A 19,075-nucleotide genomic window follows, 5' to 3' on the forward strand; every position below is an offset into this window, starting at 1 on the left:
CACCGGGTAGGACTCATGTTTCCACGCTCACTCGGTTGCGTCCCTGGTTCTTGGCCTCGTACAGCGCGGCATCGCTGCGCCGCAGCATGTCCGAGCCTTCGTCGTAGAGGCCGCGCATGGTGGCCACCCCTGCACTCACGGTGATGTGGCCGACCACCGGGTCGGTCTGCTCGTCCATGGCGGTCACCAGTGCCTCGGCAATGGCGCGTGCGCCCGCCAGATCGGTGTCGGGCAACAGGGCGACGAACTCTTCGCCCCCCAGCCGCGCCACCACGTCCGATGTGCGTAGCCGGACCTCCAGCGTGCGCGCCAGCCGGCGCAGCACTTCGTCCCCCGCCTCGTGCCCGTAGGTGTCGTTCACGCGCTTGAAGTGGTCCACGTCCACAGTGATGATGCTCAGCGGGCGTCCGCTGCGCCGGGCCAGTGCCAGGGCAAAGGCCATCTGGGTTTCAAAGCCGCGGCGGTTGAGCAGGCCGGTGAGGGCGTCGGTGCGCGCCTGCAGGTCCAGCGCCCGGTTGGCGGCTTCGAGCTCCAGGGTGCGCAGGCGCACCTTTTCTTCCATCGCCTCGCGGGCGGTCAGCAAGTGGTGCGTCATGCGGCGCAGCGCGCCCGAGAGCTTGCGCACCTCGCGGCTACTGCGCGTCTGGGGGATGCGCGTGCCGGGGGTTTCGGCCTCCACGGCCGTGGCGGCATCGGCCAGTGCATAGAGGTCGTCGCTCAGCCGGCGCGCCGCCAGCCAGGCCAGCACCGACGCCACCATGGCGGCAGTCAGGCCGATGACCAGCGCCAGGCGCACGGTACGGCCTGCCTCGGCAAAGGCCAGCTCGACCGGCTCGCGGGCCACGACGCGCCAGCCCAGGTCGCTGGCCGCGTTGCGGGGCTTCATCGGGGCGATGGCGGTCAGGTACTCGCGCCCGTCCAGCCAGCGCACCACGGCGGGCTGCGTGCCGTCACCCGCCCCTCCCCGGGCCGTGGGCGGGGGCTTGGGCAACTGCTGGCCGGCCGCCTGCAGGGCCTGGGTCTGGCCATCGGGGGCGTAGATGAGCTGCCCTGCACGGTCGAAGACGAAGAGTTCCAGGGCGGAATCCTCCGTGGGCGGCGGGGTGAGGCTTTCGATGACCTCGCCGGTCCACTCCCAGCTGCCGTGGATGCCCAGCACGCCCACGGTGGTGGGGCCGATGCGGATGGGCGCCGCGAAGTCCACGAACCGGTACGGGTCGCCCGACGCTTGGGGCGGCAGCAGCTTTTCGAGCAGCTTGGCCGGGTGCACGTCGCCCACGTAGAGCTTGTCGAGCCCGGCCTGGAACCACGGGCGCTCCAGCACGCTCTGCTGAAGCAGCAGCCCGCCTGTGGCGTTGCGCACCACGCCCTGGGCGTCGGCCACGCCGATCCACACGCTGTTGGGCTGGGCGGCCTGGCTGCGCGCCAGCATGTGGTGGGCTTCGGGGGAGTCCAGCCCCTTGACCCAGACGACCTCGGCCGCGGCCAGCACCTCGGCTTCGCGGCTGCGCTCCAGCAGGCCGTTGGCCAGCAGCTTGCCCGCGTTCTCGGCCACCATCAGCAAGGCGGCGCTGGCGTCGCGTTCGTTGCGCACCTTGATCAGCTCGCCAAACCCCAGCGACAGCAAGGCTGCCAGGGCGACGACGATGGTGCCGAACACCAGCGCGATCTGCGAGCGCAGGCTGAGGTCGGAAAAGCGCCGCGTTTTCATGGGATGACCCCGAGCGGCAGGCCGGGGGCCGGGGCTGCGGCGCCGGCACGGCCGTGCGCCCGCACCGCCAGCCGGGCCGCGGCCAGGTCCCACCCCGCCCAGCCGCAGCTCTTGAAGAGCACCGGCCCGGTGCGCTGGATGCGCGGGCCCTGCAGCACCTCGCGCAGCGTGGGCATGGCGCCCACGTCCAGGCCGGCCTGCAGCAGGTCGCCGGCCTCGTGGCGCGCGTCGGGGGTGTCGACCACGATGTGGCCCTGCTGCGCGATGTGCAGGCACAGGGTGGGGGAGAGTTCGGCCATGGTGGGTGTGTAGGCGCCCACGGCCGCCACGAAGGCATCGGCCAGGGGCGGCGTGCAAAGCACGACGCGGTGCGCGGGGGTGCAGGTGACGATCAGCGGGCAGTGCCGCACTTCGGCGTCGGCATCGGTCACCACGCGGGCCTTGGCGCCCAGCGCGCGGGCGTGCCGGGCCAGGGCTTCGGCACTGGCGGCGCTGCGCGAGGCCACGCGCACATCCTGTACGCCCAGGCCCTGCACAAAGGCCTCCAGGTGCGCCAGGCCCTGCACGCCGGCGCCCACGATCAGCAGCGGACCCTGCGGCTCCTGCGCCAGGTGCCGCGCGGCCAGCAGCGACGCCGCAGCCGTGCGGCGCGCCGTGATGGTGGGGCCGTCGAGCACCAGGCGCCGCTCGCCCGTGGCCACGTCGAACACCACCACGTCGCCCTGGATGGTGGGGCGGGGCGTGCCGGTGTTGGCGGGCGTCAGGGTGATGAGCTTGGTCATGGCCACCCGGCTGTCGGTGGCGGGCATGACGAACAGGGTGCCGCCCAAGGGCAAGGGCAGCACGCTGCGGGCAGGCACCACCACCGACACATCCCGCAGCACGGCGGCGATCTCGTCGGCCAGCGCAGCCCATGGCAGCAGCGCCGCAGTGGCTGCGGCGTCGAGCGTGGGGGAAGGCTCCAGGCGGTGCGAAGAAGACATGGTGGAAATGTACACAGCCGCCGCGGCGCCGGGGAGCCGGGCAAGCCCGGGTCCAGGGACATTGGCAGGGTGGATGCTCAGTGCGTGGCGCCGGCCCCGAGCGCGATGTCCTCGCGCGCCAGCACCGCCGCCCACAGGGCCGCATGCAGGCCCCGCACCATGTCGCGCAGCGGCAGGTGGGGCGCACCCTGCCCGGGCAGCCAGGGCACGTGCACGAAGCCCCCGCGCACGCCCTGGGCGCCCGCCGGGCGCGTGGCCAGCCGGTGCAGCAGCCCGTACAGCACGTGGTTGCAGACGAAGGTGCTGGCGGTCTGCGATACCTCGCAGGGCACGCCCGCGCGCTGCACGGCGCGCAGCATGGCCTTGACCGGCAGGCTGGCAAAGTACGCGGCCGGCCCGCCCGGCACGACCGGCGTGTCCACGGGCTGGGCGCCGGCGTTGTCGGGGATGCGCGCGTCGTCGACATTGATGCCCACGCGCTCCAGGGAGAGCGCGGCGCGCCCGCCGGCCTGGCCCAGGCACACGACCATCGCCGGCTGGTGTGCCTCGATCAGCGCTTCCAAGTGGTGCAGCGACCGGCCGAACACCGTGGGCAACTGGGCCGACTCCACCCGGTGGCCGCCGATGCGCTGGCCGTGGAGCGCCTGGGCGATGAGCCAGCTCGGGTTCAGCGCGTCGCCGCCGAAGGGGTCGAACCCGGTGAGCAGGATCACCCGTTCGCCGGGCGGCGCGTAGTGGGAGGCGTGGTGGTGCATGGGGTGGCGCCGGCGCGGCGGGTGTCAATGGCGAGGTGGGCCATCGTAATCCGCCCGGCGCCGCCCTGGTTGGCGCGTAACATGGCGCCCATGCCTTCCAGGGAGGAGGGCGTTGGAGACTGGCATGAAGTGGGAAGGCAATCGCGAATCCGACAATGTGGAAGACCGCCGGGACGAGGGCGGTGGCGGTGGGGGCGGCTCGCCCATCTTTGGCGGGCGCAGCATCGGCATCGGCACCATCGTGATCGCCCTGGTGGGCGGCTGGGTGCTGGGCATCAACCCGCTGACGATCCTGGGGCTGCTGAGCGGTGGCTCTCCGGCGCAGGTGCAGCAGCAGCAACCACAGGGCCCGGCGCACCGCCCGCCTGCGGACGACACCATGGCGCGCTTCGTGTCCACGGTGCTGGCCGACACCGAAGACGTGTGGCAGGCCGTGTTCCGCCAGGGCGGCGGCCAGTACCAGAACCCGCGCCTCGTGCTGTTCCGGGGCGCCACGCCCACGGCCTGCGGCACGGGCCAGGCGGCGATGGGGCCGTTCTACTGCCCGGCCGACCAGAAGGTCTACATCGACCTGGGCTTTTATGAAACCCTGAAGAACCGGCTGGGTGCGCCGGGCGACTTCGCCCAGGCCTATGTGATCGCCCACGAGGTGGGCCACCACGTGCAGAACCAGCTGGGCATCAGCGGCAAGGTGGACCAGATGCGCGGCCGCGTGAGCAAGGCCGAGTACAACCAGCTGTCGGTGCGCCTGGAGCTGCAGGCCGACTGCTTTGCCGGTGTGTGGGCCCACCATGCGCAGAACGCCCGGCAGATCCTGGAGCAGGGCGATGTGGAAGAGGCGATGAACGCTGCCGCCAAGATCGGCGACGACGCGCTGCAGCGCGCCAGCGGCGGCGCCGTGGTGCCCGAGAGCTTCACCCACGGCACCAGTGCCCAGCGCCAGCGCTGGTTCAACAACGGCCTGCAGAACGGCAGCGTGAAGGCGTGCGACACCTTCACGTCCCGCAGCCTCTAAGGACGGCCTGCCGCGGTCGTTGCTGACGCACCGCGGCTGCAGCCCTCCACCCACCCACCCAGCCACCCAGCCACCCAGCCACCCACCAGGCCACCCGCCCGTCATCGCCTGTCATAGCGCAGTGGCCGCACCAGCACCAGCACCTGCACCCGCACCCGCACCTGCACGAGCCCCTCGTTCATGCCATCCGCCCAGCAGTCACGGCCTGCGCCGCTTCAGCCCCCATCGCCCACCGGCTGGAATACGCTGGAGCCCGAGGCGGCTGCGCCCCAGGCATCGGGCGCGGCGGCGGCGTGGTCTGCCGCCGCCGTCACCGTGCCGCATGCCGTCGGCCTGGGGCTGCTGGCCTTCGCCCCGCTGGCGGGGGACCATTCGCTGGCCGCGCTGGCGCTGTGGTCGGCGGCATTGCCCGGCCTGCTGCTCACGCTGGTGGTGCCGCGCCCGGGCGTGGTCTATGCGCCCACCACGGTGGTGGCCCTGCTGTTTGCGGCGGTGCTCGCCACCGCCCATGGCGCGGCGCCGGAGCTGGGCCTGAGCGCGCGCCAGGTGCTGGCGGTGAGCGGCGCCACGGTGGCGCTGGCGTTTGTCTTTCAGTGGCTGCTGGGGGTGCTGCGGCTGGCATCCGTCGCGCGGTTTTTGCCGATCTCGGTCACGCATGGTTTTGCGGCGGGGGTGGGCTTGTCGATGGTGGTGGGCCAGGTGCGCAACGGCTTTGGCGCCGGGGCCGCCGATGCGCTGTGGAGTGCGCGCACGCTCTGGCATGCGCTCGCGGCCCTGACCGTGGTGGCACTGGCCTGGGCGCTGCGCTGGCGCTGGCCGCGCGCGCCGGGGCTTTTGACGGCGGTGGTGCTGGTGGCACTGGCGGTGGCGCTGGCGGGCGTGTGGGGCGCGGGGCTGGGCGATGTGTTCGCGCCCGCGGTGCAGGCCAGCGCGTTTGCCGGGCCGCTGTGGCCCGACTGGACGGGCATCCCGTGGGTCGCGCTCGCGCAGCAGCACGGCTCGGCCCTGGTGGTGCTGGCGCTGCTCATGGCCCTGGTCAACAGCCTGGAGATCATGGTCTTCAACCAGGAGCTGGAGCTCGACCACGGCCTGCGCGGCAACGCCAACCAGGCTCTGCGGCGCGAGAGCCTGCTGGGCGCGCTGTGCGGCCTGGCGGGGATGATCCCGGCGTCCACCAGCGCATCGCGCTCGCGCATCCTGCTGGCGCAGGCCGGGGGCTCGGGCGGCGCACCGGGGCTGGCGAGCGGGCCGCGCTGGCATGCGGCCATCATGCTGGGCGTGGCCGCCACCGGGGCCTGGTGGCTGCACTGGGTGCCCATGGCGGGCCTGGCGGGCGGCCTGGTGCTGGCGGGGCTGCTGCAGGTGCCTGCGCTGATGTGGTCGCTGCGCTATGCCCGGCGCTCGCGCGTGACCTGGGCGCAGAGCTGGCTGGTGGCGCTGGTGTTCGCGGTGATGGGCGGCGTGGGCGCGCTGGTGGCCGGCCTGGTGGTGGCCACCTTCGTGCTGCTGCACGACTCGGCCGCCAAGGTGCTGCGGCATGTGCGGCTGGATGGCGAGCTGCGCTCGCGCCGGCTGCGGCGCGCGGGATCGGACAGCTGGCTCGTGCCGCGCATGAACCAGGTGGCGGTGTTCGAGCTGCAGGGCGTGATGTCGTTCGGCGTGGCCGCCCACCTGGCCGAGCAGGTGCGCATGCTGCTGCAGCCGCGCCACCGCTGGGTGATCCTTGATGCAGCACGCGTGCCTGCGTGGGACAGCACGGCGCTGGCCCAACTGCGCGCGCTGGTGCGCGACCTCGCGCAGCAGGGCGTGGCCGGTGCCGTGGCGGGGCTCGACCCGCTGGCGCGCGAGCATGCGGGCGAGCAGGTGCGCAGCTTCGCCGACCTGGACCGGGCGCTGGAATGGGCCGAGGCCGGCATCCTGCTGCAGCGGCCCCTCGACCAGCGCCCCGCCCACCCCGAGCGCGACCTGCTGGGCGAGATCGGCGAGGGCGTGGGCCCCGAGGCCGGCGCCGCCCTGCTGGCCCTGCTGGTGCCGGTGGCCGTGCCCGCCCGCAGCGTGGTCTTCGACGCGGGCGACCATGATCGCGACCTGCTGGTGGTGCAGTCCGGCCACATCACGCTGGCCACCCAATGGCCGCCCGAGACGGGCCTCAGACTCGCCACCGTCGGGCCGGGCATGGCGTTCGGCGACATGGCTTTCCTGAACGGCGCCGCGCGCACGGCGAGTGCCGGGGCCGAGCGGCGGCCCGCGCAACTGGTGCGGCTGTCGCGCGACCAGTTCGACGCCTGGGCCCGCCAGCACCCCGAAGCGGCGCTTACGGTGATGAATAACCTCGCGATGATTGGGGCCCGGCGGCTGGCCGCGACCACCCGCCAACTGCGCGCCGTGCTGGAATGACGGTCTATGAAAAGTGCCCCTGTCGCTTGACCATAAAGCGCCAGTAGCTATCAAAAAAGTAGCAATCGACGGTGTGGGCGAGGCAGCGCCGGGCCACGGCGCAACCCATTCCCGCCTGAAAAATGGCTTTTTGGGCCACCGGTGCGACAATAGAGGGCTGCGAGCCTGCTCATGACCTCGCGCGATCCCCGACCGCGGGAGATCGTGAGCAGGTTCTAGCGCAACGCCACACCAGGCCTTGGCCCACACGGCACAGGGCCCGTTGGGCCCCCCCACTGTGGCGTTGCAATCCTTGCGGTGGCGATGGTCACCGCTACGGTTTGCGCCTTGCGGCCCGCCCCGAACCTGGGGGTGTCACATTGCTCAGACATATTCAGCGTCGACACCCAACACGCTCTTAATGACAAGTTCCTTTTCCAATCTTTCGCTGGCCGAGCCGCTGGCGCGTGCCGTGGCCGAAATGGGCTACGAATCCATGACGCCCATCCAGGAGCAGGCCATTCCGGTCGTGCTCACGGGGCAGGACGTGATGGGCGCCGCCCAGACCGGCACCGGCAAGACCGCCGCCTTCTCGCTGCCCCTGCTGCAGCGCCTGCTCAAGCACGAGAACAGCTCCACGTCGCCTGCACGCCACCCCGTGCGCGCCCTGGTGCTGCTGCCCACGCGCGAGCTGGCCGACCAGGTGGCCCAGCAGATCGCGCTGTACGCCAAGCACACCAAGCTGCGCAGCACCGTGGTGTTCGGCGGCATGGACATGAAGCCGCAGACCCTCGAGCTGAAAAAAGGCGTCGAGGTGCTGGTGGCCACGCCAGGCCGCCTGCTCGACCACATCGAGGCCAAGAACGCGGTGCTCAACCAGGTCGAGTACGTGGTGCTCGACGAGGCGGACCGCATGCTGGACATCGGCTTTCTGCCCGACCTGCAGCGCATCCTGTCGTACCTGCCCAAACAGCGCACCACGCTGCTGTTTTCCGCCACGTTCTCGCCCGAGATCAAGCGCCTGGCGGGCAGCTACCTGCAAAACCCCATCACCATCGAAGTGGCCCGCCCCAACGAGACGGCGTCCACGGTGGAGCAGCGCTTCTACAGCGCCAACGACGACGACAAGCGCCGCGCGATCCACCAGGTCTTGAAGACCCGGGGCATCAAGCAGGCCTTCATCTTCGTGAACAGCAAGCTGGGCTGCGCACGCCTGGCCCGCAGCCTGGAGCGCGAAGGCCTCAAGACCGCCGCCCTGCACGGCGACAAGAGCCAGGACGAGCGCCTGAAGGCGCTGGAGGCCTTCAAGAAGGGTGAAGTCGACCTGCTGGTGTGTACCGACGTGGCCGCGCGCGGCCTGGACATCAAGGACGTGCCGGCGGTGTTCAACTTCGACGTGCCGTTCAACGCCGAAGACTACGTGCACCGCATCGGCCGCACCGGCCGTGCAGGCGCCTCGGGCCTGGCGGTGACGCTGGTGTCCGGCAGCGACACGCGCCTGGTGTCCGATATCGAGAAGCTCATCAAGAAGAAGATCGACCTCGAGGCGGTGGAGTACGACGAAGACCAGCCCCGTGGCCGCATCAATGACGGCCGCCGCGCCTGGCGCGAAGCCGGCGAAACGGGCGACGGCCGCGACGCCATCTCGGCCGCCCCGCGCCGCGAGCGCGAACGCGAACGCGAGCGCGACCACCGCGGTGGCCGCGAAGGCCGCGAGCCGCGCGAGCAGCACCGGGGCTTTCGCCCCGCGGTCGCGTCGCGCGACCCGTTCTTCGAAAAGCCCTACGAAGCCAACGCGGCAGCCGATGCCGCCCCCGCCTGGGAAGCCGCCAAGTCCGCACCGCGCAGCAGCGTGTCGGCCAACATCAAGCCCAAGCGCAAGGTGGCGGCGCTGTTCAAGGCCGTCCAGCCGGAAACATCGACGCAGTAAGTCATCACCCGGTCGCTGCGCCTGGTGATGCACCGGGTTGCTGAACAAAATAGCTGCCACCGCTTGATACAAAAGCGCTGGCAGCTATATTTTTTGTAGCGCCGCTTTTTGGGCACCCCACCTTGTGCCCTTCCTTTGCGCTCTTGTGCCGTTGGGCCCTGTGCTCCCGCAGCGCAGCCCCGGAGGTTCAGGCGCCGGGCGCCTGGGCCTGCTCGCAGTGCACCTGCAGCAGTTCGCGGTCGGCCAGCGTGTCGCCAAAGCGCACCGCACTCAGGCAGCCGCCCCATACGCAGCCCGTGTCCAGGCCGAGCAGGTCGCTGCGGTTGAGCCAGCCCAGCGTGGACCAGTGGCCGAATGCCGTGAGCGTGCCTGCAGCGCGGCGCCCGGGCACCTCGAACCAGGGCATCAGGCCTGCGGGCGCGTCGCTGGCGCTCTCGGTGCTGTCGAAGTCCATCACCCCGTCTGCCGAGCAAAAGCGCAGCCGTGTGAGCGCGTTCACGATGGCGCGCAGGCGGTCGTTGCCGGTCAGCGCGTCGTTCCACCGGTCTGGCGTATTGCCATACATAGCCTGCAGAAAATCCGGCAGGTCAGGCCCGCGCAGCACGGCCGCCACCTCGTCGGCATGGGCCAATGCGTCCTGCGCAGACCAGGCGGGCAGCACGCCGGCATGCACCATCAGCAGCGTCTCGCCGCCGTGCGTGTGCGTGCGGGCCAGGGGCTGGCTGCGCACCCACTGCAGCAGGGCTTCGCGGTCGGGTGCCTGCAGCACGCAGGCCAAGGTGTCGCGGCGCGACGGCTTGCGGGCCCCGTGGGCGGCGGCCAGCAGGTGCAGGTCGTGGTTGCCCAGCAGGCTGCGCAGCGCGCCGTCGTGCGCCATGCAGCGGCGCAGCACGGCCGCCGAATCGGGCCCGCGGTTGACCAGGTCGCCCAGCAGGTAGACGGTGTCGCGGCTGGGAGAAAAACCGATCTCGCCGAGCAGGCGCCCCAGCGCGCTGTCGCAGCCCTGGATATCGCCGATGCAGTAAAGAGCCATGGTGAATGTCGTGTGATGGGAACAGGGGATTCTCTGCGCATTGCGCCTGCGAGGTTTTCGACCGGCGAGCGCCTGCAGGGGGAGAACTGCGGGGCGCATTGCGATGCGGGGCCGCAACGCCTGTGCCGGTGGCGATGCGGGAGCCTGTCGGCTGGATATTCGGCATTTATACGCATCCATCCGGCCTGCATTAAAAACAGCGTGGCGCGCAGGCCGATGCTCGGGTTGGCTGGTGCGGCTCGATATTCAAAGCCGTCCGCCATTTGCGCAATCTGCCCGGCAGCAAGGCGCAGGGCGTGGGTTGCAGCGAAGGAGGTGGGACGGTTCCTACAAATGGGGCGCTTTTAATCCTTGGGCTGTTCAGAGGTATTTTTGAGGGCCGTGAACCACACAGCAGAAAATATTCCTATAATCGCGCCTGTCATTCACCCTTACACCAAGATCCAGACATCATGACCACCAGCTACAAAGACCTGTTGAAACAGCGTGAAGCCCTCGAGCAGCAAATCAACGAAGCGCGACGCAGCGAATTGTCCAGCGCTGTGGCGCAGGTTCGGTCGCTGGTGGCTGAATATGGTTTGACCGCGCAGGACGTGTTTCCCGCTGGCAAATCGGCAGGCAAGGGCACCCGCAGCTCCACCGCTGGCACCAAGGTCGCGCCCAAGTACCGCAACCCCGCCACCGGCGAAACCTGGACGGGCCGCGGCAAGGCACCCCGTTGGATCCAAAACGAAAGCCGCGAAAAGTTCGCCATTTAATTCCTTGTCCGGCACCTGCCGGATACTTGAAAAGCCCACCCTTCGGTGGGCTTTTTTATGCCCCGCTTAATCCCCTAACTGGTGCATGCCCCTGCGAAGGGATGGTTTTCTCTGCGTGCATTGAAGCCGCCATCGGTGTTTTGTGCGGTTGGCGGCGATGGCGTGCCGCGGCGCGAGGGCGGCGAGAAGTCGTAGTACATCCACCGATATTGACGCTCCAGCCCCTTATCGTCCGGCTGCACTTTGGCACGCGCGGTCAGGCAGGGCGCGTCGCCATTTATCCATTCAGCCGTTCTGCGCCGCCACATCGCGCAGCACCTGTGCCGTGAAATCGTCGGCTGGAAAGAATGACTCCACTGCCAGCTCCTGCAGCGTCACGTCCACCGGGGTGCCGAATATCGTGGTGGTGCTGATCAGCGAGAGCATGCCGTGGCGACTTTCAAAGCAGAAAGGCATTACCACGCCCAGCAATTCACCGGGCAGCACGGTGGATTGGGCGCCTGCGGGCTCGGGATATTCCAGCAGTTCGGCCTGCAATGCGATCAGCGCCGGGTCGGCCGTGGCCTGGATCTGCTGGCGCAGCCGCTCGAACAGGTGCGCGCGCCACTGCGCCAGGTTGGCGATGCGCGGCGCCAGCCCCTCGGGGTGCAGGCTCAGGCGGAACACGTTGACGGGGGGTGCGAGCAGCTCGGGCGCGACGTGGTCCGCCAGCAGGGCCTGGGCCGCGCGGTTGGTGGCCACCACGTTCCAGCAGCGGTCCAGGGCGATGGCAGGGCAGGGCTCGTGGCCCTTGAGCACCAGCTCCACCGCCTGCCGCGCGGCGGCCAGCGCCGGGTCGTCCAGCGCGCGCTCGCGGTACATCGGCGCATAGCCGGCCGCCACCAGCAGGGCGTTGCGCTCGCGCAGGGGCACGGCCAGGCGTTCGCACAGGCGCAGCACCATGTCGCGGCTGGGGTTGGTGCGGCCGGTTTCCATGAAGCTCACATGGCGCGTGGAGATGTCCGCCTCGTCCGCCAGCTCCAGCTGGCTCAGGTGCCGCTGCTGGCGCCAGGTGCGCAGGTGGTCGCCGAACGACGCGGGCCCGGCCGGTGCCGCGCGGTGCGGCAGGGTGGGGCGCGGTGGCCGGTGCGACGGAGTGGATGCGGAGGATGCAGAGGAGGTCATGGGCCACATCCTAGGGTCAAAGCGCGCACGGGCCATTACCTGTCAGGTCATCGACTCGGCGCGCCGTGGCGGCAACGATGCAGGCCTGTCTTCGCTGCTTTCACTTCACTTCACCAAGGAGCCTTCCATGTTCAGTCTGATGTCTTCCCCCCGATTCCTGCGTGCCGTGGTCTGGTTCGATGCCTCCACGGGTGTCCTGCTCGGTGCCCTGCACCTGCTGCTGACTGCGCCGCTGGCCGAATGGCTCGGCCTGCCGGCGGGGCTGCTGCAGGCCACCGGCGTGCTGCTGCTGGGCTACGCGGCGCTGGCCGTGGCGATTGCGCGGTCCGAGCCCATGCCCCGGGGCTGGCTGTGGGTGCTGATCGTCGGCAACTTCGCGTGGGCGCTGGCCAGCCTGGCGCTGCTGCTGGGCTCGCCGCTCACGCCCACGCTGCTCGGCCAGGCGTACCTGGTGGTGCATGTGGTGTCCGTCGCGCTGCTGGCAGAGCTGCAGTGGTTCGGCGTGCGCCGACTGCAGGGGTGGGCAGCCGCTTAGTGCTGCGCAGCCAATTGCTATCAAATAAATAGCTGCTGGCGCTTGTCCATCAAGCGGTAGCGGCTATTTTTATTTGAAGTTGCGGCGCTGAGGCCGGGGTCCATGCAAGGGCCGGGCGCACGCAGCGCCGTGCGGCACCTGTGCATACCCCCACGATTGCGCCGTCACGTGAGGCTGACAGAATAGGCCTGTTGCGTCACACAGGAGTTCGCCATGGCCTCATCGCCCAAGCCGCCAGCCACCCCGTCTTCCCGCCCAGCCACCGGCGCTTCGCCGCGCCACGCGTTTGCCAGCACGCTCAAGAGCTTCAAGACAGCGTCCGGCAAGGAGGGGTACTTCTACTCCCTGCCCGCGCTGGCCCGCCAGTTCCCCGAGGTCAGCCGCCTGCCGGTGTCCATCCGCATCGTGCTCGAATCGGTGCTGCGCAATTGCGATGGCCGCAAGGTGACGCCCGAGCACGTGCAGCAGCTGGCGCACTGGGCGCCCAACGCCGAGCGCAAGGACGAGATCCCCTTCGTCGTCTCGCGCGTGGTGCTGCAGGACTTCACCGGCGTGCCGCTGCTGGCCGACCTGGCCGCCATGCGCAGCGTGGCCGGCCGGCTGGGCAAGAACCCCAAGAAGATCGAGCCGCTGGTGCCGGTGGACCTGGTGGTCGACCACTCCATCATGGTCGACTACTACGGCAAGAAGAATTCGCTCGACCTGAACATGAAGCTCGAATTCCAACGCAACCGCGAGCGCTACGAGTTCATGAAGTGGGGCATGCAGGCCTTCAGCACCTTCGGCGTGGTGCCCCCGGGCTTCGGCATCGTGCACCAGGTGAACCTGGAATACCTGGCCCGCGGCGTGCACAAGACCAAGGACGCCACGCGCCCCGTCTACTACCCCGACACCCTGGTGGGTACCGACAGCCACACCACCATGATCAACGGCATCGGCGTGGTGGGCTGGGGCGTGGGCGGCATCGAGGCCGAGGCCGCCATGCTGGGCCAGCCGGTGTACTTCCTCACGCCCGATGTGGTGGGCTTCGAGCTCACGGGCCAGCTGCGCGAGGGCGTGACCGCCACCGACCTGGTGCTCACCGTGACCGAGATCCTGCGCCAGCACAAGGTGGTGGGCAAGTTCGTCGAATTCTTCGGCGAAGGCACGCGCACGCTGTCGCTGCCCGACCGCGCCACCATCGGCAACATGGCGCCCGAGTACGGCGCCACCATGGGGTTCTTTCCGGTCGACGAGAAGACCATCGACTACTTCCAGGGCACGGGCCGCACCAAGGCGGAGATCGAGGCCTTCGAGGCGTACTTCCGCGCGCAGGGCTTGTTCGGCGTGCCGCTGGCCGGCGAGATCGACTACTCGCAAGTGGTGCGTCTGAACCTGGGCGACGTCACCCCCAGCCTGGCCGGCCCCAAGCGCCCGCAGGACCGCATCGAGCTGGGCAAGGTCGCCAGCCAGTTCGCCGACCTGTTCAGCCAGCCCATCGCCAGCAACGGCTTCAATCGCCCGGCCGAGCTGCTGCACACCCGCCACCATGTGCGCCCGGCCGACGCGCCGGCCGACCCCGTCACGCCGGCTGAAAAGCCCGCGCCCTCGGGCGGGCCGCGCTTCCTGGTCGAGATGGAGCACAACAAGCCCACGCTGGCCGCCGCGCGCGCCGACGTGCCGGCGCAGCAGGCCAGCCAGCCCGGTGACGTGAGCATCGGCAATGGCGACGTGCTCATTGCCGCCATCACCAGCTGCACGAACACCAGCAACCCGAGCGTGCTGCTGGCCGCGGGCCTGCTGGCCAAGAAAGCGGTGGAGGCGGGGCTCCGGGTTTTGCCGCACATCAAGACCTCGCTCGCACCCGGCTCGCGCATCGTCACCGAATACCTCACCGAGACGGGCCTGCTGCCGTACCTCGAAAAGCTGGGCTTTGCGCTCGCGGGCTATGGCTGCACCACCTGCATCGGCAACGCGGGCGACCTCACGGCCGAGCTCAACGACGTGATCACCAGCAACGACCTGGTGTGCGCGGCCGTGCTGTCGGGCAACCGCAACTTCGAGGCGCGCATCCACCCCAACCTCAAGGCCAACTTCCTGGCCAGCCCGCCGCTGGTGGTGGCCTACGCGATCGCCGGCACAGTGCTCAAGGACCTGATGACCGAGCCCGTGGGCAAAGGCAAGGGCGGGCGCGACGTGTACCTGGGCGACATCTGGCCCACCAGCGACGAGATCCACCAGCTGATGAAGTTCGCGATGAACGGCAAGGCCTTCCGCGAGAACTACGCCAAGGTGAGCACCGAGCCCGGTAAGCTGTGGGAAAAAATTCTGGGCGTCTCGGGCAACACCTACACCTGGCCTGCCAGCACCTACATCGCAGAGCCGCCGTTCTTCGCCCAGTTCACGCTGGAGCAGGGCGAGGCCGCGGCCTCCGCGGTCCACGGCGCGCGCATCATGGCGCTGTTCGGCGACTCCATCACCACCGACCACATCTCGCCTGCGGGCTCCATCAAGGCCACGTCGCCCGCCGGCCAGTGGCTGCAGCTCAACGGCGTGCACAAGGCCGACTTCAACAGCTACGGCGCCCGCCGCGGCAACCACGACGTGATGATGCGCGGCACCTTTGCCAACGTGCGCATCAAGAACCTCATGATCCCGCCCACCGCCGATGGCTCGCGCGAAGAGGGTGGCGTGACGGTGTTCCAGAACGAAGGCGCGCTGCAGGGCGAGAAGATGTTCATCTTCGACGCTGCCATGCAGTACATCGCGCAGAAGACGCCCACGGTGATCTTCGCGGGCGAGGAATACGGCACGGGTTCGAGCCGCGACTGGGCGGCCAAGGGCACGCAGCTGCTGGGCATCAAGGCCGTGGTGGCGCGCAGCTTCGAGCGCATCCACCGCTCCAACCTGGTGGGCATGGGCGTGCTGCCCCTGCAGTTCAAGGCGGGCGAGTCGTGGGAGACGCTGGGCCTCAAGGGCAATGAAGAAATCGACGTGGTGCCCGACCCCGCGCTCACCCCGCAAAGCGACGCGCAACTGGTGATCCGCCGCGCCGACGGCTCGCGCCAGGAGGTCACCGTCACGCTGCGCATCGACACCCCCATCGAGGTGGACTACTACCAGGCGGGCGGCATCCTGCCGTTCGTGCTGCGCCAACTGCTGCAGGGCTGAGGGCTGGGCGGGCAGCGGGCGGCGCTGCCGGGGCGCCACAACGGCCCTGGGCCCGGTCCCCGGGCCGGCCTGCCGCGCCGGGTGAAGACACGGGCCGCATGGATGCACCACATCCGGCCCCGCGGCCCGCAGCCCCTCAGGTTCGGCCTGCACAGCGCCGAAACAGCCTTCACCACGGCCACGGCCACGCCACGGCGGCGCGCCGGGGTGCCGAGGAGGGGAGGGGGGCGGCAGGTAAAGCCGGCCCGGCGGCCTGCGGGCGGGTTTACTCATGGATACACTTGTGACGCGATGTAGAACTCTGTAGAAATACGCCTGTCTCTCGCCCTCCCATGGCTCCACCACCCCTCACCCGCCCCTCAAGGACGCGCCTGCCGCAGATGACCGACGCGCCCGCCGCCACGGTGGTGCTTGTCGTGGCCGTGCTGGCGGTGACCGTCGTGCCCCTGGCGCAGGTGCTGGGCGAGGGGGCTGGCGCGCAGCATGGGCTCGAGCCTTTTCTGGAGCTGATGGCGGTGCTGCTCGGCCTGCTGGTGGTCACCGTGTCGCTGCACACGCTGGACGCGCCCGAGCAGGGCCGCGCCAACGTGCTGGCCGCAGGGTTTGGCGTGGCGGCGGCCTGCAACTTCCTGCACGGGGTGCTCGCGCATTCGACGCCGGTGCACATGCCCTCGGCCACCTCCGACATCTCGCTGTGGCTCAGCAGCTGGGCGCGGCTGGCCGAAACCGTCACCTTGCTGCTCATGGGGCTGCAGGTGGCTGCTCCGGGCCCGGCCCGGGCGTGGCTGGCTGGCGCAGGTGCCGTGGCGCTGCTGCTGGTGGTCTCGTCGCTGGGGCCGCTGCCCGCCTGGTTCGCGTCGTCTGCGGGGGGCGGCCTGCGCCGCTACCTGGCCTGTGTGCTGATCATCGCGCTGGCGGTCGCGGCCCTGTGGTTCTACCGCGGGGCGCAGCGGCGCGAGCGCGTGCTGGCCTGGGCTGCTCTGGCATTCCTGTGCGGCGAAGTCACGGTGGCCACGCTGGGCGGCCACTCGCCCGTGGGCGGGCCGCTGGCGCACGGCCTGCGCGTGGTGGCCTATGCGCTGCTGTACCAGGCCGTCTTCAATGCCGGCATCCGCCTGCCGTTCGCCCGCGTGCAGGAGGCCGAGCGCCGCCTGCGCGAGAGCGAGGGCCGCCTGTCCCTGCTGGGGCGCAACCTGCCGCACAGCGTGCTCTACCAGGTGGTGCGCGAGCTCGACGGCCGCACGCACTTTGCCCATGTGGGCGAGGCGCTGGAACGCCTGCACGGCGTGAGCGCTCAGGACGCGCTGCGCGACCCGCTGCGGGTGTACCGCCAGATACTCCCCGAAGACCTCCAGCGCCTGCGGCAGATGGAGCGTGCGTCCTTCCTCACCATGTCCACGCTCGATGTGGTGTTCCGCATCCGCCGCGCCGACGGCCAGCTGCGCTGGATGCACCTGAGCGCATCGCCCCGCCAGCTCGAAGATGGCCGCGTGATGTGGGACGGCGTGCAGACCGACATCACGGCCCACCACCTGGCCGAAGAGGCGGCGCATGCGCACGAGGCCTTGATGGCCAACATGCTGCGCCAGGTGCCGGGCGGCGTGGCGCGCCTGGACAAGGACCTGCGCGTGCTGTACGTGAACGAGCAGCAGGCGCGCTGGCTGCGCACGCAGCCTGCCCAGTTGCAGGGGCAACTGCTCAAGGACGTGCTGCCCCCCGAGCTGATGGCACGCATGCAGCCGCACTTCGACAAGGCCTTCACCGGCGAGACGGCGGTGTTCGAGAACCGCGTCGACGCCCCCGACGGGCCGCAGTACCGCCACACCACCATCGCGCCCGAGGCGGTCACCGACCAGGGCGTGTCGGCCGTGGTGGTGTTCGCCTACGACCTGACCGAGCTCAAGCGCATCGAGACCGAACTGGCCCTGCAGAAGGCGCACCTGGCGCGCGTGGTCAACGCCATGCCGGACATGGTGTTCCTCAAGGATGCGCAAGGCGTGTACCTGTCGGTCAATCCGGTGTTCGAGCGGTTTGCCGGCCTGCCCGAGAGTCAGGTGGTGGGGCGCAACGATTTCGACCTGGTGCCGGCCTCGGTGGCCGAGCGGTTTCGCAAGTACGACCTGCGCGCCATGCAGGCCTGGCAGCCGCTGGTGTACGAAGAGACGCTCACCTTTGCCGAAGACGGCTACCAGGGCCAGTTCGAGACTATCAAGACCCCCATCCGCGACCTGCACGGCCGCGTGACCGGCGTGCTGGGCGTGTGCCGCGACATCACCGACCGCAAGCGCGCAGAGCAGGAGATCGAGCGCCTGGCGTTCTACGACGCGCTCACYGGCCTGCCCAACCGCCGCCTGCTGCTGGACCGCCTGCAGCGCTCCATCGCYGCCTGCCAGCGCACCAGGAACCTGGGCGCCCTCTTGTTCATCGACCTCGACAACTTCAAGGACCTCAACGACACCCTGGGCCACGACATGGGCGACCAGNGCCTGCCAGCGCACCAGGAACCTGGGCGCCCTCTTGTTCATCGACCTCGACAACTTCAAGGACCTCAACGACACCCTGGGCCACGACATGGGCGACCAGCTCTTGTCCCAGGTGGCCGCCCGCCTGGTGGGCAGCGTGCGCGAGGCCGACACCGTGGCCCGCTTTGGCGGCGACGAATTCGTCGTCATGCTCGAAGCCCTGGCCCCGGACCTGGCCGAAGCCGCCACCCAGGCCGAGACCGTGGCCGAGAAACTGCTGGCCCACCTGAACCAGCCCTTCGAACTCGACGGCGCCCAGCACTACAGCACCCCCAGCATCGGCATCACCCTCTTTGGCGACGAACGCCTGTCGGTGGACGAACTCTTGAAGCGCGCCGACCTGGCCATGTACCAGGCCAAGGCCGCMGGGCGCAACACGCAGCGCTTCTTCGACCCCGACATGCAGGCGGCGGTCAACGCCCGCTCCAAYCTGGAAGCCGACCTGCGCCAGGGSCTGGCGCGGGGCGARYTGCTGGTGCACTACCAGCCCGTGGTCGACCACCAGGCGACCCTGATGGGGGCCGAAGCGCTGGTGCGCTGGCGCCACCCCCAGCGCGGCATGATCAGCCCGGGCGACTTCATCCCGCTGGCCGAGCAGACCGGRCTCATCCTGCCGCTGGGCCAGTACGTGCTGCAGACYGCCTGCGCGCARCTGCAGCGCTGGGGCCAGCACSKMGAGACGGCGCACCTGTCGATCTCGGTGAACGTGAGCGCCCGCCAGTTCCGCCAGCCCGGCTTCGTGGCCGAAGTGCTGCAGACCCTGAGAGAGCACGGGGCGGACCCCCGAAGGCTCAAGCTCGAGCTCACCGAAAGCCTGCTGCTGGGGGACATCGARGACACGATCGCGCGCATGGTGCAGCTCAAGAGCGAAGGCGTGGGRTTYGCGCTGGATGACTTCGGMACSGGCTATTCATCCCTGTCCTACCTCAAGCGGCTGCCGCTGGACCAGGTGAAGATCGACCAGAGCTTCGTGCGGGACGTGCTGTCGGACCCGAACGACGCGGCGATCGTGCGGACCATTCTGGCGCTGGCCAAGAGCCTGGACCTGGAGGTGGTGGCCGAGGGGGTGGAGACGACGGGGCAGCTGGGCTTCCTGCGGCTGCACGGGTGCGAGGGGTTCCAGGGGTATTTGTTCGGGCGGCC

At 69.8% G+C, this 19,075-nt stretch carries 12 protein-coding genes and 1 pseudogene; 8 read left to right on the plus strand and 5 right to left on the minus strand.

Translation table 11 applies throughout. The features are described 5' to 3' along the window. Nucleotides 1-13: 13 nt before the first annotated feature. From ASG27_RS11565 to pcp, 3 genes are all read right to left on the minus strand, one after another. Entirely contained in the window at nt 14-1,711 is a 1,698-nt protein-coding gene (locus tag ASG27_RS11565) for a sensor domain-containing diguanylate cyclase (RefSeq protein WP_056416197.1), read from the minus strand. Then, nucleotides 1,708-2,694, minus strand: coding sequence for a delta(1)-pyrroline-2-carboxylate reductase family protein (locus tag ASG27_RS11570; RefSeq protein ID WP_056416200.1), 987 nt, complete (start codon nt 2,692-2,694; stop codon nt 1,708-1,710). Before ASG27_RS11570 ends, ASG27_RS11565 begins: the two co-directional genes overlap by 4 nt. 77 nt (nt 2,695-2,771) lie before the next feature. Continuing rightward, nucleotides 2,772-3,449 (minus strand): pyroglutamyl-peptidase I, encoded by a 678-nt coding sequence (gene pcp / locus ASG27_RS11575; RefSeq protein ID WP_056416204.1) that lies wholly within the window; start codon nt 3,447-3,449, stop codon nt 2,772-2,774. Between the two features lie 124 nt (nt 3,450-3,573). Here pcp and ypfJ point away from each other — a divergent pair, with 124 nt between their 5' ends. The 3 genes from ypfJ to ASG27_RS11590 all read left to right on the plus strand — a co-directional run bounded on the left by ypfJ (nt 3,574) and on the right by ASG27_RS11590 (nt 8,770). Further along, nucleotides 3,574-4,464: a KPN_02809 family neutral zinc metallopeptidase gene (gene ypfJ, locus ASG27_RS11580; protein ID WP_056416208.1), complete on the plus strand. Its 891-nt coding sequence runs from the start codon at nt 3,574-3,576 to the stop codon at nt 4,462-4,464. Nucleotides 4,465-4,644: 180 nt separating this feature from the next. Next, a complete protein-coding gene (locus ASG27_RS11585) occupies nt 4,645-6,861 on the plus strand; it encodes a SulP family inorganic anion transporter (protein ID WP_082485922.1) in 2,217 nt (738 codons plus the stop codon). A 400-nt stretch (nt 6,862-7,261) separates the two neighbouring features. Next, on the plus strand, nt 7,262-8,770 hold the full coding sequence (locus ASG27_RS11590; RefSeq protein ID WP_056416211.1) for a DEAD/DEAH box helicase: 1,509 nt from the start codon (nt 7,262-7,264) through the stop codon (nt 8,768-8,770). Nucleotides 8,771-8,957: 187 nt separating this feature from the next. Here the strand turns inward: ASG27_RS11590 and ASG27_RS11595 are convergent, their stop codons facing one another. Beyond that, nucleotides 8,958-9,803 carry a symmetrical bis(5'-nucleosyl)-tetraphosphatase gene (locus ASG27_RS11595; protein WP_056416214.1) on the minus strand — a complete coding sequence of 282 codons (846 nt, stop codon included), beginning with the start codon at nt 9,801-9,803 and terminating at the stop codon, nt 8,958-8,960. Between the two features lie 452 nt (nt 9,804-10,255). On the opposite strand from ASG27_RS11595, the gene ASG27_RS11600 reads away from it, so the two are divergent. Further along, nucleotides 10,256-10,561 carry an H-NS histone family protein gene (locus ASG27_RS11600; RefSeq protein WP_056416217.1) on the plus strand — a complete coding sequence of 102 codons (306 nt, stop codon included), beginning with the start codon at nt 10,256-10,258 and terminating at the stop codon, nt 10,559-10,561. A gap of 285 nt (nt 10,562-10,846) precedes the next feature. Here ASG27_RS11600 and ASG27_RS11605 read toward each other — a convergent pair whose 3' ends face one another. After that, a complete protein-coding gene (locus ASG27_RS11605; RefSeq protein WP_056416416.1) occupies nt 10,847-11,725 on the minus strand; it encodes a helix-turn-helix domain-containing protein in 879 nt (292 codons plus the stop codon). A gap of 127 nt (nt 11,726-11,852) precedes the next feature. Here ASG27_RS11605 and ASG27_RS11610 point away from each other — a divergent pair, with 127 nt between their 5' ends. From ASG27_RS11610 to ASG27_RS27535, 4 genes and pseudogenes are all read left to right on the plus strand, one after another. Then, a complete protein-coding gene (locus ASG27_RS11610; RefSeq protein WP_056416218.1) occupies nt 11,853-12,260 on the plus strand; it encodes a hypothetical protein in 408 nt (135 codons plus the stop codon). A gap of 213 nt (nt 12,261-12,473) precedes the next feature. After that, nucleotides 12,474-15,410, plus strand: a complete 2,937-nt coding sequence (locus ASG27_RS11615; protein ID WP_056416221.1) for an aconitate hydratase — start codon at nt 12,474-12,476, stop codon at nt 15,408-15,410. A 332-nt stretch (nt 15,411-15,742) separates the two neighbouring features. After that, nucleotides 15,743-17,893 (plus strand): PAS domain-containing protein (locus ASG27_RS27530; RefSeq protein ID WP_268753255.1); only part of this gene is annotated, 2,151 nt, incomplete at its 3' end. Between the two features lies 1 nt (nt 17,894). Then, a pseudogene (locus tag ASG27_RS27535) lies at nt 17,895-19,075 on the plus strand (putative bifunctional diguanylate cyclase/phosphodiesterase); the annotation flags it as partial.

It is taken from the genome of Acidovorax sp. Leaf191 (assembly GCF_001424425.1).
In the GTDB taxonomy this organism is placed as follows: Bacteria; Pseudomonadota; Gammaproteobacteria; order Burkholderiales; family Burkholderiaceae_C; genus Acidovorax.

Excerpts from the sequence above, each read along its gene's own strand:
- pcp (WP_056416204.1), bottom strand. The coding sequence starts at position 3,449 with ATGCACCACCACGCCTCCCACTACGCGCCGCCCGGCGAACGGGTGATC.
- ASG27_RS11590 (WP_056416211.1), top strand. The coding sequence starts at position 7,262 with ATGACAAGTTCCTTTTCCAATCTTTCGCTGGCCGAGCCGCTGGCGCGT.
- ASG27_RS11570 (WP_056416200.1), bottom strand. The coding sequence starts at position 2,694 with ATGTCTTCTTCGCACCGCCTGGAGCCTTCCCCCACGCTCGACGCCGCA.
- ASG27_RS11615 (WP_056416221.1), top strand. The coding sequence starts at position 12,474 with ATGGCCTCATCGCCCAAGCCGCCAGCCACCCCGTCTTCCCGCCCAGCC.
- ASG27_RS11595 (WP_056416214.1), bottom strand. The coding sequence starts at position 9,803 with ATGGCTCTTTACTGCATCGGCGATATCCAGGGCTGCGACAGCGCGCTG.
- ASG27_RS11600 (WP_056416217.1), top strand. The coding sequence starts at position 10,256 with ATGACCACCAGCTACAAAGACCTGTTGAAACAGCGTGAAGCCCTCGAG.
- ASG27_RS11565 (WP_056416197.1), bottom strand. The coding sequence starts at position 1,711 with ATGAAAACGCGGCGCTTTTCCGACCTCAGCCTGCGCTCGCAGATCGCG.
- ASG27_RS11605 (WP_056416416.1), bottom strand. The coding sequence starts at position 11,725 with ATGACCTCCTCTGCATCCTCCGCATCCACTCCGTCGCACCGGCCACCG.
- ypfJ (WP_056416208.1), top strand. The coding sequence starts at position 3,574 with ATGAAGTGGGAAGGCAATCGCGAATCCGACAATGTGGAAGACCGCCGG.
- ASG27_RS11585 (WP_082485922.1), top strand. The coding sequence starts at position 4,645 with ATGCCATCCGCCCAGCAGTCACGGCCTGCGCCGCTTCAGCCCCCATCG.
- ASG27_RS11610 (WP_056416218.1), top strand. The coding sequence starts at position 11,853 with ATGTTCAGTCTGATGTCTTCCCCCCGATTCCTGCGTGCCGTGGTCTGG.